The following is a 15789-nucleotide window of genomic DNA, read 5'->3' as shown; positions in this document are numbered from 1 at the left end:
ACAATGACCACTGATCTGAAGAACGACATAAAGGCCTCCCCCGCGCAACTGCGCTATGCAGACACCCTGTTCTACGGCGCGCTGCTGGGCTTTGTGGCAATGCTTGTTACTTACGCGCTCTATGTTTTTGGCGTGCTGACGCCGCAGATTCCTCTGGACCAAATGCCGTACCTGTGGACGCAGAACGCAGCAGCCTACCGCGCTGCGGGCAATATTCCTCAAGGTTGGGGCTGGCTTGCCCTTGTGGGTAAGGGCGATATATGCAATTTCATTGGTATCGCTTTTCTTGCGGCGCTCACCATCATCTGCTTTGTGCAGCTTGCGATCAGTCTTGTGCGCCAGAAGCAGTGGATTATGACGATTATTGCCGTGCTTGAAGTGTTGGTGCTCAGCCTTGCGGCTTCGGGCGTTCTGGTGGCTGGCGGCCATTAGTCGGGGTTTTGCCTTACGGGGCCGGGGAACGTGCCGCCGTGGAGCTGAACCGCACCAGCGGGCTTGACGGCGGCGCAGACCTTGGAGGGCACATGTTTGCCACGATAAAAAACTACTTTGCGCATCTGCTGGAAGTTCCGGAGGCTGTGTCTCCGGCCCGGTACCGCTCACTGCGGCGGCTGATGACAGTGCTCATGGTGGCCGTTTCGGTTACGCCGCTACTGCTGCTTTCGGCCATCAGCCACGTGCAGTACATGCGTACCCTTGAGCGCGAGCTTGAAAGCCCGGTGTACGCCCTGGCCCGCAAGTCGCAGGCGGCACTTGAACTGTACCTTGGTGAACGTGTTTCCACGGTGAGTTTTCTGGCTCACGCGTACACCTTCAAGGATTTACTGGACGAACGAACTCTCAACCGCGTGTTTCTGGCCCTTAAAAGTGAATATCAGGGCTTTGTGGATATGGGCCTGGTGGACGCGGACGGCCAGCAGGTTGGCTATGTGGGGCCTTACAAGCTCAAGGGCGTGGATTACGCGGGCAAGCCCTGGCTGCGCGATACCGAGATAAAGGGGCGCTACCTCAGCAACGCAATTCTGGGGTATCGCGGGTATCCGCACCTTGTCGTGGCAGTCCACAGGCTTGAAGAAAACGGCGTTTCATGGACGTTGCGCGTGGCCACAGATACCCTGCGCATCCAGCAGGTTGTGTCCACCGTTGGGCCGGAGCATGATACTGACGTGTTTCTTGTGGACACGGAAGGCGTGCTGCAAACGGATTCCAATCTTTTCGGCAAGGCGCTGGAAAAACTGCCCATGGATTTGCCCCCGGCCTCGCACGAAACAGTGGTGCGCCGCATTGCAGACCCCAAGGGCAGGCAGCTCATGGTGGCCTCGTGCACGCTGGCAGGCACGGATTTCATGCTGCTGGCCGTCAAGCCCACGGAAGACGCCATCCGCCCCTGGCTGGCCCTGCGCACGGAATTGCTGCTGGTCTTGTGCGGCGGCATTGCCCTGATCTTTATGGTTTCTAATCTGCTCATGCAGCAGCTTATAAACCGGTTGCAGGCCAGCGATGAACGCCGGGTCGCTGTTTTTGCCCAGATGGAGCACAACCAGAAGCTTTCGTCCATCGGGCGGCTGGCTGCGGGTGTGGCCCACGAGGTCAATAATCCGCTGGCCGTCATTTACGAAAAGGCGGGGCTTGCCCAGGATCTTTTGAGCATGGGCAAGGTGTGCGGCGACGGCAAGGACAAGGAAAGGCTTTGCGCACTGCTGGAAGGCATTGAAAGCACAGTGGAACGCGCGCGCGGCATTACCCACAGGCTATTGGGCTTTGCCCGCCGCATGGAAGCCAACCGTCAGGCCCTGCACATAGAAGAAGTTATTTCAGAAACCCTTGGTTTTCTTGAGCGCGAAGCCAAAAATCGGGGCGTTAAACTTGAAGCGGAACTGCCGCCCAACCTGCCGGAAATTGTGTCCGACAGAGGCCAGTTGCAGCAGGTGTTCCTCAATATCGTGGGCAACGCGCTGGACGCGCTGGCCGGTGGCGAGGGGAGCACGCAGACTCCGCAGGGCGAAGAGCGTTTTGTTAAAATCCGCTGTCAAAGCCAGAACGGGCAGATGCTGGTGAGTGTGCAGGACAACGGCAAGGGCATGTCGCCCGAAGTGCTCCGGCATATTTTTGAGCCGTTTTACTCCACAAAAAAAGACAAGGGAACCGGGCTCGGCATGTTCATCACCTACGGCATCGTGCGCAAGCTTGGCGGCGAAATTCACGTGCAAAGCGAAGAAGGGCGGGGCAGCACCATAAGCATCACCCTGCCGCTTACTCCGCCAGATGTCGCGGTGGAGGTGTAGAATGTCATTACGCATCCTTCTGGCTGACGATGAAAAAGAATTTGTCGATACCCTGGCAGAGCGTCTTTCGCTTCGCGGATTTGCTACCTATGTGGTTTATGACGGCATCAGCGCACTCCAGGCCGCCACGCCGGAAAAACCCGATGTTGTGGTGCTTGATCTCTTCATGCCCGGTTTGTCGGGTGATGAAGTGCTGCGCCGCCTCAAGGTTCTGTACCCGGATTTGCCGATTATCCTGCTGACAGGGCACGAGGCCGTGGACGACAACGGCACAAACCCCGTGGCGCAGGCCTTTGCCTGCCTCACCAAGCCGTTGAGCTTCAATGTTTTTCTGGAAACACTGCAAGCTGCAGTGCGTGAAGGCAAGGAATGCTCAGCCAGCGGAGGCAAGTCATGAATGAAAGTCAGTGCATGGCCCGCTTGCTGGCTTCCGCCGTTCACGACATGCGCAACGTGCTGGCAGTGATACGTGAATCTGCCGGGCTTGCGCAGGATCTGGCAACGCTGGCTGGCGGCAAGGCTGTTGCCGCGCCTGGGGCAGAGCGGCTTTCATCGGCATTGAGTGAAGTGCAGCGTTCCATCATCCAGGGGGCGGCCCTTTCCGAAGCCATGGACTTCATGGCTCAGGCTGGAGGCATGGAGCCCGGCGGTGCTGGCCCCTGCGATCTTGCGCGGGTGAGCCGCAGTTTCTGTCTGCTGGCGGCGCGTCAGGCGCGCGCGGCGCAGATACACCTGACCAGCGGCGAAACTGAAGAACCCGTGTGGGCCAATGTGCCACCTTTGGCTGTGCTGCGGTCGCTGCTTGAAGTGTTTGATCTCTGCGCCTCGGTGGGCGGGCAGGTGAACCTGCGCCTTACCGCCGGGCGGCGGCAGAAGGAAGAAGGCATTATTGTTGAGGCACTGGAAGGGGCCAACCGCGAAATGGCCCTGGCGGCCATGACGGGCAGCCCCATGCTGGACGGCATGCGCCCCGGTTGGCGCGCCGTGCTTATGCCCTGGCGGGATGCCGGGCCAAGATTTTTCCTTTCCATTTCGGCCTGCGATAGCGAAGGCGAATAACCGGCGCCGGCATGTTGCCGGGCCTTCAAGGAGTATTCCATGACCAAGGAAGACATCAAAATCCTTCTGGTGGACGATGAAAAGCAGTTTGTGGACACGCTGTCGGAGCGCCTTGCCATGCGCGGCTTTGAAGCGCGGGTGGCCTATGACGGCCCCGAGGCCCTCAAGGCTGTGGAGCAGCCCACCGACGTTATCGTGCTTGACCTGCGCATGCCCGGCATGGACGGCTTTGAAGTGCTGCGCAACGTCAAGAAGAGCAATCCGCAGGTTCAGGTCATCATTCTTACGGGCCACGGCGGCGACGCTGAAGAACAGACCGCCTATCGCATGGGTGCGTACAACTTCCTCAGAAAGCCCATGGACATTGACGAATTGCTCAACAGCATTCGCATGGCCTACCGCGACAAGCTTGAGAACGCCATGGTGGCTGTTTCTCTGGCCGAAGGCGGTGATTTTGACTCCGCACGTGATGTTATGAACGAAAAGGACGTGCTGGAAGAGCACGGTAAATAGGCGCTGGTACAGCTTTGGCCGGGGAGGGCCGGATGGAGCGCATCCGGCCTGCGGCAAGAGTGTTTCTGTACGAAATGCTCTTGAAGGGGCTTGTCCCCCAGTCCCTGCCATAAACAGGCGTTGGCTGGTCTTGCCCGCCGCAAGGCGGCTGGTTCAAGCGTTAATTGTCCTGAAGCAGTTTTCTGAAACTGTCAGGGCGGCAGCGGTTCGCCATAGGAGTTCGCCATGCGTGTGCTTGTTGTGGATGACGAACCTGCCTTTTCGGAGCCTTTGGCCGAGCGTCTGGCATTGCGCGGCTACGAAACCGCAACCGCGCAGGATGCCGATGCGGCCCTGGCCGAACTGGCGCGCGGCCCCCGCGACCTCATATTTCTTGATGTGGGGCTGCCGGGTATGGACGGCGTGGATCTGCTGAAAATTCTGCGCGAGCACTACCCGCAGACTGATGTGGTGATGCTTTCCGGCGCAGGAGATATGGGCAAGGCCGTGCAGGCAATGCGGCGCGGCGCGTTGAACTGGCTTTCAAAGCCCGTGGGCATGGACGGCATCCTTGCGGAATGCCGCAAAGCGGCGGAACGCGCAGGCGCACGGCAGGAAGCCGCACGTCTGGCCGAGGCAGCCCGCTGGCGCAGCCTTGGCCGGGTAGCGGAAGGTGTGGCCCATGAGGTCAACAACCCGCTGAATATCATGGTGCAGGCCGCTGGCCTGATCCGTGACTGTCTGGAAGAGCCGGAAGCCCAAGCCCTGCCCGATATCGGCGAAGTGCGTGAAGCTGTGGACACCATCAGGACGCAGAGCCTGCGGGTGCGCGAGATTACGCGCAAGCTGCTCATGGTGGGGCACGGGCTTGACCCCCGTGTGGGCGCTCTTGATGTGGCTGTGGATGTGGCTCAGGTGCTGCGCCTGCTGCACGAACGCATGGAAAGCGCCCATGTGCGCTGCGATGTGCAAGTGCCGCAGGGCGAGGGCGCGCCCCGCCCCTTGGGTTCCGCCCCGGAATTGCAGCAGATATGCCTGCACCTGCTGGAAAACGCGCTGGATGCTCTCAGTGATACTGAATCCGCATCAGGAGCGGCAGAGCGCCCCGGCGGTCTGATTATCCTGACTGCCAGCACCAGGCGCGATGCGCAGGGGCAGGATTGGTATGACCTTGTGGTGCGCGATAACGGCCCAGGCATCGCGCCCGACATCATGCCGCACATATTTGAACCCTTTTTCAGCACGCGCGCCCTGCAAAGCCCGGTTGCCGCACATGCATCCGGCGGCAAGACGCTTGGCCGTTACGTCGGCCTGGGGCTTGCGGTTGCACGGTCTCTGGCGCACGCCCGAGGCGGCGAGCTGACAGCCGCCAACGCGGCTGATGGCGGGGCGGAATTCTGCCTCAGCCTGCCCCTGGCGGAATCTTTGGGAGAACACCCAACGCCCAAGGCAGAAGCATAGGACTCTGAAATTTTTCATATTGCGCGCAAGGTTCGATCTCTGACGTTTGCGCCACGCATCACCTCCATGCGCCCCAAGCGTTTACGGTGGAAGCCCCTTGCCAAGGGTTCGGCAAGGGGCAATTCTTTTATTGCAGGCCAACATAAAGCCCCTGCCGGAGGACAACCTCCGGCAGGGGCTTTATGTTAATGTTGTTGCGGGCTTTGCTCTTGCCCGGTCTGAATAATGGGGCGGGGCTCGGCGTGATTAAGAAAAAACTAATCCGGCAGCAGCACGTCGGTCTGAAATCCGGCGGCAACGCACTTGGCAATAAGATCGCCTGAACCGTCGTAAATTTTTACGTCGTAATTCAGGATATGCTTGCCGTTGCGCACCACAAAGGCCTCCGCCGTGAGGGGGGAAACCCTGCCGGGGCGCAGGTATTCAATGGTGGTATTCAGGCTTACCACGCCGTAATCCTTGCCCGCATTGGCGGCAGAGCCAAAGGCCACATCGGCCAGGGCAAAGATGGCCCCGCCGTGGGCCATGCCCATGCCGTTTTTGTGGTTTTCGGTGATCGGCATGGTTACCTTGGCATATTCCGGTGTGGCGCTTTCAATGCTCATATCCAGATAGCGCACCAGCTTGTCGTGCTTTTCCACGTAGTTTTTCATTTCCATCTCCACACGTACCCCTTGCCCTGGCGTTTAGCGAGTCGGCTTTGTCTCAGGCACATGCCTTGTTGCCGCACCACCGCGCCAAAGTTGGCGTTTAAAAAACCTTGAGAATACGCATTCTCAAGGCTGTTTTGCTCTTGTGAAAAAGAACGGGCTGAAGGCCTCGGCTTTCAGCCCGTGTTACATCAAACAAATGCAGATATGGTTTATTCAACCTGCTGGATGCCGTCCAGCTTCCAGTTGCCGCCTGTCACAGGGCGCATAAAGTGCCACACTTCGCGCGCGGAAGACGGCGTCTGCTGTTCAGGGCTTTCACGCAGGAGCACGTCAAAGAACACCTGTGCGTACTGCTCCTGACCTTCATCGGTCACACCGAGCAGCTGGGCATTGACCAGCAGAATTTCTGTGGTGCTCGGCTTGGGATCGGCTTCCATCTGCTCGCGCACTGATTTCTGCACGGCCTCGGTGGTGAACTGCGCGATATCGTTCATGTCGCGCTTGTCCCAGGCCGTCTGCAAACGGGTGTATGCCATCTTGGCCCCGCGCAAGAATTCATCGGCATCAAAACCGGGAGGCATCGGAATCTGCGGGCCGGGGGCTTCAGCTTCGCCAGCGCCGCCCTGCCCACGCAGTGCGTCCCAGCCATTGCTCGCACTGTCATTACGCATCATGCCCGCTTCGGGCTGCGCGGCCTGTGCGTCTTGCGCGCCTGCGGATGCTTGCGCTGGCCTCTGTGAGCCGCGAAAGGCGGCAAAAAGCTTGAGGCCGAGGAAAATCATCAGGCCGATGAGCAGGATATCCATAAAACCGCCGCCAGCAAAGCCATGACCGCCCAAGAGCGAGCCTATGAGCGTACCGGCAAGCAGGCCGCCCATGAGGCCGCCCATACCGCCAAACATACCGCCAGGCCGCGCGGCAGGGGCCACTTGTGCCTGAGGCTGAGCGGCGCTGGGCTTATTCTGGAAAGTGGTCTGTGGACGGGGCGCAGGCGTGCTCATAAAGGGCTTGCTGCCAAACGACCCCCCGCCTCCAAGACGAGCGGCAAGTGCGTCATCAGACAGGGCGAACATAAGCGAACAGCAAAGCAGAACAAGAATCGTCAAAAAAGCTTTTATTTGCATGAACATCTCCCATAAGGGCGGTGTTGGTCATCTCCTTGAGTGGCGATATGACCGGATAGTACTTTCTGTACAAGCCTTATCTACTATAATCATTATGCAGATTAAGGCAAGTCTGGGTAAAACGCGGCAAGGGGCGCAATTTTTTGCTCTCTGCGGCGTGGGCGGAAAAGTATTTTTGCAGATTTGAAGTCAGCAAATTCGGCGGCTTGGGGGATTATTTTTGCAGCGAGGTCAGCCCGTCAAGAATTGTCCACGGATTAGGCGGGCAGCCGGGAATATACAGATCAACGGGCAGCAGTTCGCTCACGCCACGGTTGCACTGCTCGCTCTCGCGGAACAGCCCGCCGGAAATGGCGCAAGCCCCCACGGCAATGACAACGCGCGGCTGCGGAGTTGCCTTGAAGGTGTCAAGCAGGGCCAGCCGCATGTTTTCCGAAACCGGGCCAGTCACGGCAATACCGTCAGCATGGCGGGGCGAGGCCACAAAATCGATGCCAAAGCGCCCAAGGTCAAACACCAGAGTGGTGAGCACGTTGCTGTCGGCCTCGCAGGCGTTGCAGCCTGCGGCGCTGACCTGCCGCAGCTTGAGCGAGCGGCGGAACAGGGAAAACCGGGACGGCGTGGGCTGCTCTGCAAACGCCTGACCGGGAATTACCAGCAGGCCCTCGCGGGTAAAGGACGCCATGCGGTGCTGCCCGGTAAAGGTAAAGGCACCCTTGGGGCAGGCGGCACGGCATGCGCCGCAAAAGGTGCAGCGCCCCATGTCCAGCGTGGGAGTACTGTCTTCGGCACCAGCGGTGGGCAGCAGGGCACCAGCGGGACAGACCGCGTAGCAGGCGCGGCACGAGCCGCAGGAAACCTGTGCAAGCTCGGGCCGGCCCAGATACCGGGGCGAGAGCGAGGGCTGGAGTTTGGGGTAATCCAGCGTGCGGTATTTTTGGTGCAGGCGTTCCTTGATAATACGCAGCATGTCAAAGCCTCACAGATCGTGTCCGCAGTACGAGAGGTTGAAACTCTTGTTGCAGAGCGGGAAGTCGGAAATCTGGTTGCCGCGCAGGGCCATGGCAAGGCCTGACCAATTGTGGAACGAAGGATCGATGGCCTTGTAGGTCAAAAATCTGCCGTCAGGCCCGGTAACAGCCACGTGGCAGATTTCGCCGCGCCAGCCCTCAACCTGCGATACTGCGAGGGTATCGGGCGGAAGGGACGCAAGGGCCTCTGCGTCTGGCCGTTCCGCAAGGGGGGGCAGGTTGGCGAGGGTGGAAAGATCCGCCTCAAGCAGGCGCAGGGAATCGTCAATCTCCTTGCTGCGTACGAGGGTGCGGGCCAGAACATCGCCCGTGTTTTCAACACGCGGCGCGCAGTCCCTGGTGGGCAGGTCGGCAAGGGGAAAGTGGAAACGCGCGTCAATTTTGAGTCCGCAGGATCGCGCGGCCATGCCCACCAATCCGAGATTCTGGGCAGTTTCCCTGCTGACGTAGCCCGTGCCCGTGAGACGTTCAAGCACGCTTTCGGTGTGCAGCATCACGTCCACAGCGCCGCGCACATCGCGCCCTGCCGCCTTGATGCGTGCGAGCATGTCTGCGCAGCCTTCCGCGTCAAGATCATAGGCCGTGCCGCCGGGGCGCAGCAGCCCCCTGCCAAACCGGTTGCCGCACAGACAGGCTGTGGTGTTGAGAAAATCACCGCGAATGCGGCCATTCCATGAAGCTGTCGGCAAAAAGCCCGTATCCCCGGCAATGGCCCCAAGGTCGCCCGTGTGGTTGGCAAGTCGCTCAAGCTCAAGGCCCACCCGCCGCAGACGGTGAGCGCGCGGGCCGACCACGCAGCCCGCAAGGCGCTCAAGCAGTACGCAATGGGCCGTGGCATGGCCTATGGTTGTATCGCCTGCGGCGCATTCCAGCAGGGGCAGACAGCGGGCAAGAGGGCCGCGCACAAGCATACGCTCAAGCCCACGGTGTTGATAGCCCAAGGCAATTTCAAGGTTCAGCACATTTTCGCCATGACACTGAAAGCGGAAATGCCCCGGCTCAATAACCCCGGCATGTACGGGGCCAACGGCAACCTCATGAATTTCTTCGCCTTCAACCCTGTAGAAGGGATAGGGCTGGGCAGCCTGTCCGGGCGCTGCGGCAAGCGAGCCGCCTTCGGCCTGCGTTCTGGCATTGGCTTCGGCGGCGTCCGGGATGCGGCGCACACTTTTGAGCCAGGGATGGCCCTCGGGTCGTATGCCCCATTGTTCAAATATCTCGCGTTCAAACAGATGCGTCTGAGGCGTGGCGGGCGTCATGGAAGCATAGGATTGCAAGGGGGCGGTGCGCATGGCGGCCAGATAGTGCGAACTGTCCTGAGCCAGTACGCAGCACAATCCCGCAGGGGCGTTTTCGTCCGAAGATTCCGGCAGGCCGAACAGGGCCAGCAGACGCCAGCCTTCGGCAATGTAGCGGCGCACAAAAGCTCCCAGTTCTTCAACAGAAACAGGGGGCATGCCCGACAGCGGCACGGTATCGCGGTAATCGAATAGCATCGGCCCTCTCACCGTTGGCAGCGCAAAACCCGGTGGGTTTTGGCATCAGCCTTTGGCGCTTACGCGCCTATGAGCGCAGCGGCGCGGTTAAGAAAATTCCACAGCCAGTCAGGAATCCACAGGCCCAGAGTCAGCACGGTCAGCCCCAGCACCAGCGGCGGCAGGACGCTCAGCACTGGCTCGGTGTTTGCGGGCGGCAGATCCACGGGGCGGTTGCCCTGCACCATGCGCAGCACCGACACGGAAAGCCCGACAAAGATTATGGCCAGCAGCACCAGATACCCGGCGGAAAGCCAGGGCAGGTCTGCTGCCAGCATGCCCTTGAAGATGAGCAGCTCGCTGACAAAAAGCCCAAAGGGCGGCGATCCGGCTACAGCCAGAAATCCTGCTGTCCACAGTGCCGCCGTGGCGGGCATGGTCCAGCGCATGCCGTGTACGTCGTAGCTGGAATAGGTGTGGTAGCGGGCAAGGATGTTGCCAGAAAGCAGAAAGAGCATGCATTTTGTGAGTGAATGGCAGACCGCATGCAGCATTGCGCCGGGCACAGCCACACCGCCCACGCCTATGCCCAGAGCCAGAATGCCCATGTGCTCAACGCTGGAATAGGCCAGCATGCGCTTGTAGTGGCCTTGCCCCACAATAAAGATGGCGGCTGTCATGAGCGAAAGAATGCCGAAAAACATGAGCATGCCGCCCGAAAGCCCGCCAAGCCCTGCAGCCAGCATGATCTGGTGCCCGCGCAGCATGCCCAGCATGGCGCAGTTGAGCAATGCGCCAGAAAGCAGGGCCGAAACCAGCGAAGGAGCCTGACTGTGGGCATCGGGCAACCAGTTGTGCAGAGGGGCGAGGCCCATCTTGGTGCCGTAGCCCACCAGCAGAAAAACAAAGGCCGCCTTGAGCCACGTGGGTTCGGCAAGGCCCGCATTACGCACAAACCAGCCCACCTGATCCATGCCGTCAGCTGCGCCAGTGGCGCCTTCCGCACCGTGAAACGACACGGCGAGCAATATGTTGCCCAGCAGGGCCAGGGCAATGCCCACAGAGCATATGATCAGGTACTTCCAGGTGGCTTCCAGCGAACTCTTGTGACGGTGAAAATAAATGAGCTGGGCGCTTGAAAGCGTGGTCGCCTCAATGCCCACCCACTGCGCGCCCATGTGCGGCGTGATGGTCACAAGCGTCATGGCCCCGAGAAAAAAGCACAGACAGGCTGTGAAGCGGCGCTCCGGCGCATTGGTGAAGCGCCCGTGATCCAGAATGTTGGTGTGTTCGCCGATGCGTTCTTCTTCCCGCAGGTAATGCACGGCATAGAACGACGCGGTAAGAAACAGCACGCTCGCCAACATCAGAAACAGCACGCCCAGCGCGTCTGGGGCCAGCAGCCCGCCAAGCTCTGAAGGGGCTTCTCCGCGCGCGACCTTGACGGCAATCGCGGCGGCAAGGGCTGTGTGCGCCAGTGCCGTGAGCGGCAGGCCGAGTCGGCAGATGACGGCGCGGCCCCAGAGCAGCATGATGCAGCCTGCGCACAGGGGGATGAAAAGAAGTGCTGTCAGCATGCGCTCGTCCTAATCCCTGAGGCTGCGGAACCGCGCCACGTCAATGGAGGCGAAGGAATCGCTGATATGGTTGATGGCTATGCCCATAACAAACACGGCCACGAAAACGTCCAGCAGAAGGGCCAGCTCAAACCACACCGTGCCGCCTGTCATGAGCGGCACGCCCAGCAGAAAAATGCCGTTTTCCGCCACCAGATAGCCGATGACCTGTGTGATGGCCTTGATGCGTCCCACGATGAGGATAAAGCCGCAAAACAGCGTTGTCAGCCCTGTTGGCAGCAGCAGGGGCGGATAAAGGCCCAGCGGCATGACCAGCTTGCCGTCCAGCCAGATGGAAAACACGAGGCCGGCCATGCCAGCCAGCACGCCGAAGCCCACGCGGCGGGCCGGGCAGATCAGGGCATCGGCGGGCAGCCGTTTTTGGGTGCGCCACAGCAAACCGGGCAGCAGCGCGCCCTTGATCAGCAACACAGCCCCGGCCAGCAGGGCGTGATCAAGGCTCAGCAGCAGGGCTGCCAGCAAAACGCCCTGAAAGGCAGTCAGGCGCGTCATACCCGCAACGCGGCGCGTTCCGAGCAGCAGAAAATTGCTTAATACCAGAAGGAAAAGGCAGGACTGTAAAAGCGTGGTCATGGCAACCTCGCCTGGGTCAGAATAAGCGTGAGCATGCCCATGCCCGCTGCTGCGCCCAGCAGATAGGGCACGCGCTCCATGCGCAGGCGGGCCATGATGGATTCCACAATGCCCACAACCACGGCCAGCAGCAGTACAATGCCAAGACGCACGCCCAGTTGCTCCCACAAGGGCAGCGCGGGAGTGATGAGGCCCGCAATGAGCGCGGCGAAAAACCACAGCTTGAGGGCAGCACCGTAAAGTATCAGGGCCAGATTGGGGCCGGAATGGTCAAGCACCATGACCTCGTGGATCATGGTCAGTTCAAGGTGCGTGTTGGGGTCGTCCACCGGGATACGGCAGTTTTCCACCAGCAGCAGCACAAAAAAGATCACGGGCAGGAGCAGCAGCTCGCCCTTGCCTGTCAGCCATGCCCCGGCAGTCTGCCCGCCAAACATGGTGGAGAGGCTGAATGCTGTTTCGGTGCCGTGCCCAAGACCGAGGCACAGGCTGGTGAGCACCATGAGCGCCAGAAAAAGAACGGGTTCCGCAAGGGCGGAGAATGTGGCCTCGCGGCTCGCTCCCATGCCTTCAAATGCCGAGCCTGTATCCAGCGCGCCCAGCATGACGGCAAAGCGCCCCATGCCCAGCAGATAGGCGGCCAGCACAAAGTCGCCAGCAAAGGCCAGGGGCGAAACCGCGCCGCCAAGGGGCAGCAGGGCCAGCGCGCAGATTGCGCCTGCCAGGGATATGGAGGGGGCGGCGGCAAATATCCATGTGGATGTGCGGCTGATCACCTCGCCCTTGCGCAGCAGTTTGGCGATATCATAGTAGGTTTGTAGCACGGGCTTACCGTGGCGTCCGGCAAATTTGGCCTTGACCCGGTTGATGATGCCGGGCAGCAGGGGGGCCAGAATCAGGGACAGGGCAAACTGCGCAAGATAGACTGCAAGCTCGGCTTTCATGAGTGCAGCCCCCACACGAGCAGCGCCACCAGCGTGGCGAGAATATACAGAATATACAGGTGGATTTTGCCGTGCTGGATAACCTTGCAGGCATTGCACAGGTTTTCCACCGCCGTAAACAGCGGTGTAAACAGGCCGCTGCGCAAGCGATCGGGCGCGGTGACGTTCAGCTGCCCGCCCGTGGGGAACAGACCGTCATCCAGTTGCAGGCGTGTCTTGAGGCCCATGACCGGAGCAAATATTTTTGCCGTGGGTTCGGAGAAAGCCGCGTCCGTATACTGGATGCGGGCAGAGCCGCCCTGAAAGCCGCAGCCCCAGGTGGGCATGGATTCTACAGCGCGTTTTTTAAGCAGGCAGCGCCGAACAAAAAGGATAATCAGGGTCAGTCCAAGGCCGGCTCCGCCGATTTTTGCCACAGCTGCAAGGCTTGTATGCGCCTGTGTCAAGCCAGCCAAACCAGCCTTCTGAAATGCCGGAGGCAAGGGCAGGGCGCTTTGCGCCGCACCTGCTGCCAGATCAAAAAAACAGGGGGCAGCCAGACCGCCAGCCAGACACACGGCGGCGGGTAGGGCCAGGGGCCAGAGCGTGCGCCATGAAAGCGGGTGCACACTGGCGGCAAAGCCGGAACGCGGCTCGCCCAGAAAGGCGATGCCGTAGGCCTTGGCGTACAGGGCTGCCGCAAGGCCGCTGATGCAGGCAAGGCCCGCCAGTGCAAGCAGCAAACCCACTTGACGTTCCACGCCAAAAAGCGCTGGGCCGTCCAGCAGGGAAAGGCCCATCACGAGTTCGCCCGCAAATCCGTTAAAAGGCGGCAGACAGGCGATAGCCGCTGCGCCTATGGCAAAGGCCGCGCCAAGCAGGGGCAGACGTTTTTGAAGCCCGCCCAGATGCTGCATGCGCACGGTTCCTGTGGCGTGCAGCACTTCGCCTGCGCACAGGAAGAGCAGCCCCTTGAATGCAGAGTGGTTGAGCATGTGCAGCAGCGCGCCGGAAAATCCCAGAACAGCAATCCACGCATTGCCGCAGCTCTGGCCGATAAGCCCGGCACCCAGCCCCATGACCATCAGGCCCATGTTTTCCACGCTGGAATAGGCGAGCAGCCTTTTGAGGTTGCTTTGGGCCGTGGCCTTTAAAATTCCCATGAGGCCCGTGGCAAGGCCCAGCAACAGTAGTGCCCAGCCCCACCATTCAGGTGCCGCGCCCGCAGGGGCCAACATGCCCACGCTACGGATCATGCCGTAAAATCCAGCATTGATCATGGCCCCGGAGAGCAGGGCCGAAACATGGCTTGGCGCGGCAGGGTGCGCCTCGGGCAGCCATACGTGCAGGGGGGCAAGCCCAGCTTTGGCTCCAAAACCGACCAGAGCCAGCACAAACAGCACCGTGAGCAGGCCGGGGCCGGAATAGCCTTGCGCCTGTTCAAGCACCCGTGCAAGCACAGCCCCGCCTTGGAGGGCGTCAAGCGAGGTGTCGCCCGTGACCTGCCAGAGCAGGGTAAAGAAGGCCATGAGGGCCACAGCGCCCAGGTGGGCAGCCACAAGGTAGACCCAGGAGGCGTCGCGCACCTTGCTGTCGCCGTCATTGAAATCGATAAGAAAGAAAGGCGCCAGCGACATGATTTCCCACGCCAGCATGAACAGCACGGCATCGCGCGCGGTCATCACCAGGGCAAGGCCGATCAGGAGCATATGAAAAAAGAACCAGTGCGCCGCAAGGTTGTGGCGCGCTGGTTCTTCATGTCGTAGGGCAATGCCGCCAGAGGCGGCGCAAACAAAACCCAGACCAAACACTGGCAGCAAAAAAAGACGGCTCAGGGCATCCATGCCCAGGGCGCAGGAACCCACGGGCAAGGCCAGAGGCAGGCGCAGGCTCTCCTGCCCGGCCCAGGGGCCGGAAGCAAGAGCGCACAATCCGACAAAACAGCCCGCAAAGGCCCCGATAACGCCAGCCGCATTGGCCGCGCGTCCGGTTGCCTTTGAGGGCGGGCGCACGGCCAAGAGTGCGCACAGGGCGGCTGTTGCCGCCAATATGCCGATGGCCGTGATAAAAAGGAACATGACTGCCGGAATACCTACGCCAGGCCGTCTTTCAGCTGCTTTTCAAAGTAGGCGATGGTTTTAACCAAGCCTTCTTCAAGGGCTACCTTTGGTTCCCAGCCAAGCTTTTCGCGGGCCAGGGTGATGTCGGGCTTGCGCTGCTTGGGGTCGTCGCAGGGCAGGGGTTCGTAAGAAATCACGGACTTGCTGCCGATCATTTCCACGACCTTTTCCGCCAGTTCGCGAATGGTGAATTCGCCGGGGTTGCCCATGTTCATGGGGCCCACAAAATCATCGGGCGAGGCCATGAAGCGGATCATGCATTCCACAAGATCATCCACATAGCAGAAGGAGCGGGTCTGGGAGCCATCGCCGTAAATGGTGATGGGTTCGCCCTTGAGCGCCTGAATGATGAAGTTGGAGACCACGCGACCATCGTTGGGGTGCATCTTGGGCCCGTAGGTATTGAAGATGCGTCCCACCTTGATGGGCAGACCGCCTTGACGCCAGTAGGCAAAGAACAGTGCTTCGGCGCAGCGTTTGCCTTCATCGTAGCAGGAGCGGATGCCGTTGGGGTTCACATGGCCCCAATAGCTTTCCTGCTGCGGGTGTATCTCGGGGTCGCCGTACACTTCACTGGTGGACGCCTGATAAATGCGCGCGCCAAGTCTCTTGGCCAGACCCAGCATATTGATGGCGCCGTGAACGCAGGTCTTGATGGTCTGCACCGGGTCATGCTGATAATGGATGGGCGAGGCCGGGCAGGCCAGATTATAAATTTCATCCACCTCTACAAAGAGGGGAAATGTCACGTCGTGGCGGATAAGCTCAAACCTGCGGTTATCCATGAGCGCTTCCACGTTGGCGCGGGCGCTGGAAAAGAAATTGTCCACGCAGAGCACTTCGTGCCCTTCGTTGAGCAGGCGTTCGCACAGTTGCGAACCTAAAAACCCGGAACCGCCGGTGACAAGAATGCGTTTGCGGAGATGCATGATTCCCCCGAAAAGAGTATAAGAAAC

General features: G+C 60.3%; 15 protein-coding genes. 6 read left to right on the top strand and 9 right to left on the bottom strand.

The genetic code is table 11. The annotated features are described in order from the left end of the window. Nucleotides 1-3: 3 nt before the first annotated feature. From ACUZ79_RS13665 to ACUZ79_RS13640, 6 genes are all read left to right on the top strand, one after another. Entirely contained in the window at nt 4-432 is a 429-nt protein-coding gene (locus tag ACUZ79_RS13665) for a DUF1634 domain-containing protein (protein WP_449251925.1), read from the top strand. Nucleotides 433-524: 92 nt separating this feature from the next. After that, nucleotides 525-2285: a sensor histidine kinase gene (locus tag ACUZ79_RS13660; protein WP_449251924.1), complete on the top strand. Its 1761-nt coding sequence runs from the start codon at nt 525-527 to the stop codon at nt 2283-2285. A gap of 1 nt (nt 2286) precedes the next feature. After that, nucleotides 2287-2682, top strand: coding sequence for a response regulator (locus ACUZ79_RS13655; RefSeq protein ID WP_449251923.1), 396 nt, complete (start codon nt 2287-2289; stop codon nt 2680-2682). Further along, nucleotides 2679-3344: a sensor histidine kinase gene (locus ACUZ79_RS13650; RefSeq protein ID WP_240824886.1), complete on the top strand. Its 666-nt coding sequence runs from the start codon at nt 2679-2681 to the stop codon at nt 3342-3344. The genes ACUZ79_RS13655 and ACUZ79_RS13650 overlap by 4 nt, the downstream gene beginning before the upstream one ends. Before the next feature lie 39 nt (nt 3345-3383). Beyond that, nucleotides 3384-3857 carry a response regulator gene (locus tag ACUZ79_RS13645; protein WP_192113365.1) on the top strand — a complete coding sequence of 158 codons (474 nt, stop codon included), beginning with the start codon at nt 3384-3386 and terminating at the stop codon, nt 3855-3857. A gap of 225 nt (nt 3858-4082) precedes the next feature. Further along, nucleotides 4083-5297, top strand: coding sequence for a response regulator (locus tag ACUZ79_RS13640; protein WP_449251922.1), 1215 nt, complete (start codon nt 4083-4085; stop codon nt 5295-5297). A gap of 257 nt (nt 5298-5554) precedes the next feature. Here ACUZ79_RS13640 and ACUZ79_RS13635 read toward each other — a convergent pair whose 3' ends face one another. From ACUZ79_RS13635 to ACUZ79_RS13595, 9 genes are all read right to left on the bottom strand, one after another. Next, entirely contained in the window at nt 5555-5950 is a 396-nt protein-coding gene (locus ACUZ79_RS13635; RefSeq protein WP_449251921.1) for a PaaI family thioesterase, read from the bottom strand. A gap of 209 nt (nt 5951-6159) precedes the next feature. Beyond that, nucleotides 6160-7074, bottom strand: a complete 915-nt coding sequence (locus ACUZ79_RS13630; RefSeq protein ID WP_449251920.1) for a Tim44 domain-containing protein — start codon at nt 7072-7074, stop codon at nt 6160-6162. Between the two features lie 214 nt (nt 7075-7288). Continuing rightward, nucleotides 7289-8044, bottom strand: a complete 756-nt coding sequence (locus tag ACUZ79_RS13625; RefSeq protein WP_449251919.1) for an NADH-quinone oxidoreductase subunit B family protein — start codon at nt 8042-8044, stop codon at nt 7289-7291. A gap of 9 nt (nt 8045-8053) precedes the next feature. Continuing rightward, complete coding sequence (locus ACUZ79_RS13620; protein WP_449251918.1) at nt 8054-9601, bottom strand: hydrogenase large subunit; 1548 nt, start codon at nt 9599-9601, stop codon at nt 8054-8056. Between the two features lie 59 nt (nt 9602-9660). After that, the gene (locus ACUZ79_RS13615) at nt 9661-11157 is read right to left on the bottom strand and encodes a proton-conducting transporter transmembrane domain-containing protein (protein WP_449251917.1); all 1497 of its coding nucleotides are present in this window, start codon (nt 11155-11157) and stop codon (nt 9661-9663) included. Between the two features lie 9 nt (nt 11158-11166). Next, a complete protein-coding gene (locus tag ACUZ79_RS13610) occupies nt 11167-11790 on the bottom strand; it encodes a hydrogenase-4 component E (protein ID WP_240824893.1) in 624 nt (207 codons plus the stop codon). Further along, a complete protein-coding gene (locus ACUZ79_RS13605) occupies nt 11787-12734 on the bottom strand; it encodes a respiratory chain complex I subunit 1 family protein (protein ID WP_240824894.1) in 948 nt (315 codons plus the stop codon). The genes ACUZ79_RS13610 and ACUZ79_RS13605 overlap by 4 nt, the downstream gene beginning before the upstream one ends. After that, nucleotides 12731-14791 carry a proton-conducting transporter transmembrane domain-containing protein gene (locus ACUZ79_RS13600; protein WP_449251916.1) on the bottom strand — a complete coding sequence of 687 codons (2061 nt, stop codon included), beginning with the start codon at nt 14789-14791 and terminating at the stop codon, nt 12731-12733. Before ACUZ79_RS13600 ends, ACUZ79_RS13605 begins: the two co-directional genes overlap by 4 nt. 14 nt (nt 14792-14805) lie before the next feature. Further along, entirely contained in the window at nt 14806-15762 is a 957-nt protein-coding gene (locus ACUZ79_RS13595; RefSeq protein ID WP_240824896.1) for a UDP-glucuronic acid decarboxylase family protein, read from the bottom strand. Nucleotides 15763-15789 lie beyond the last annotated feature (27 nt).

The organism is Desulfovibrio faecalis (genome assembly GCF_053570625.1).
Note: the sequence above shows the minus strand (reverse complement) of the source record. Positions and strands in the feature narration are given on the sequence as shown.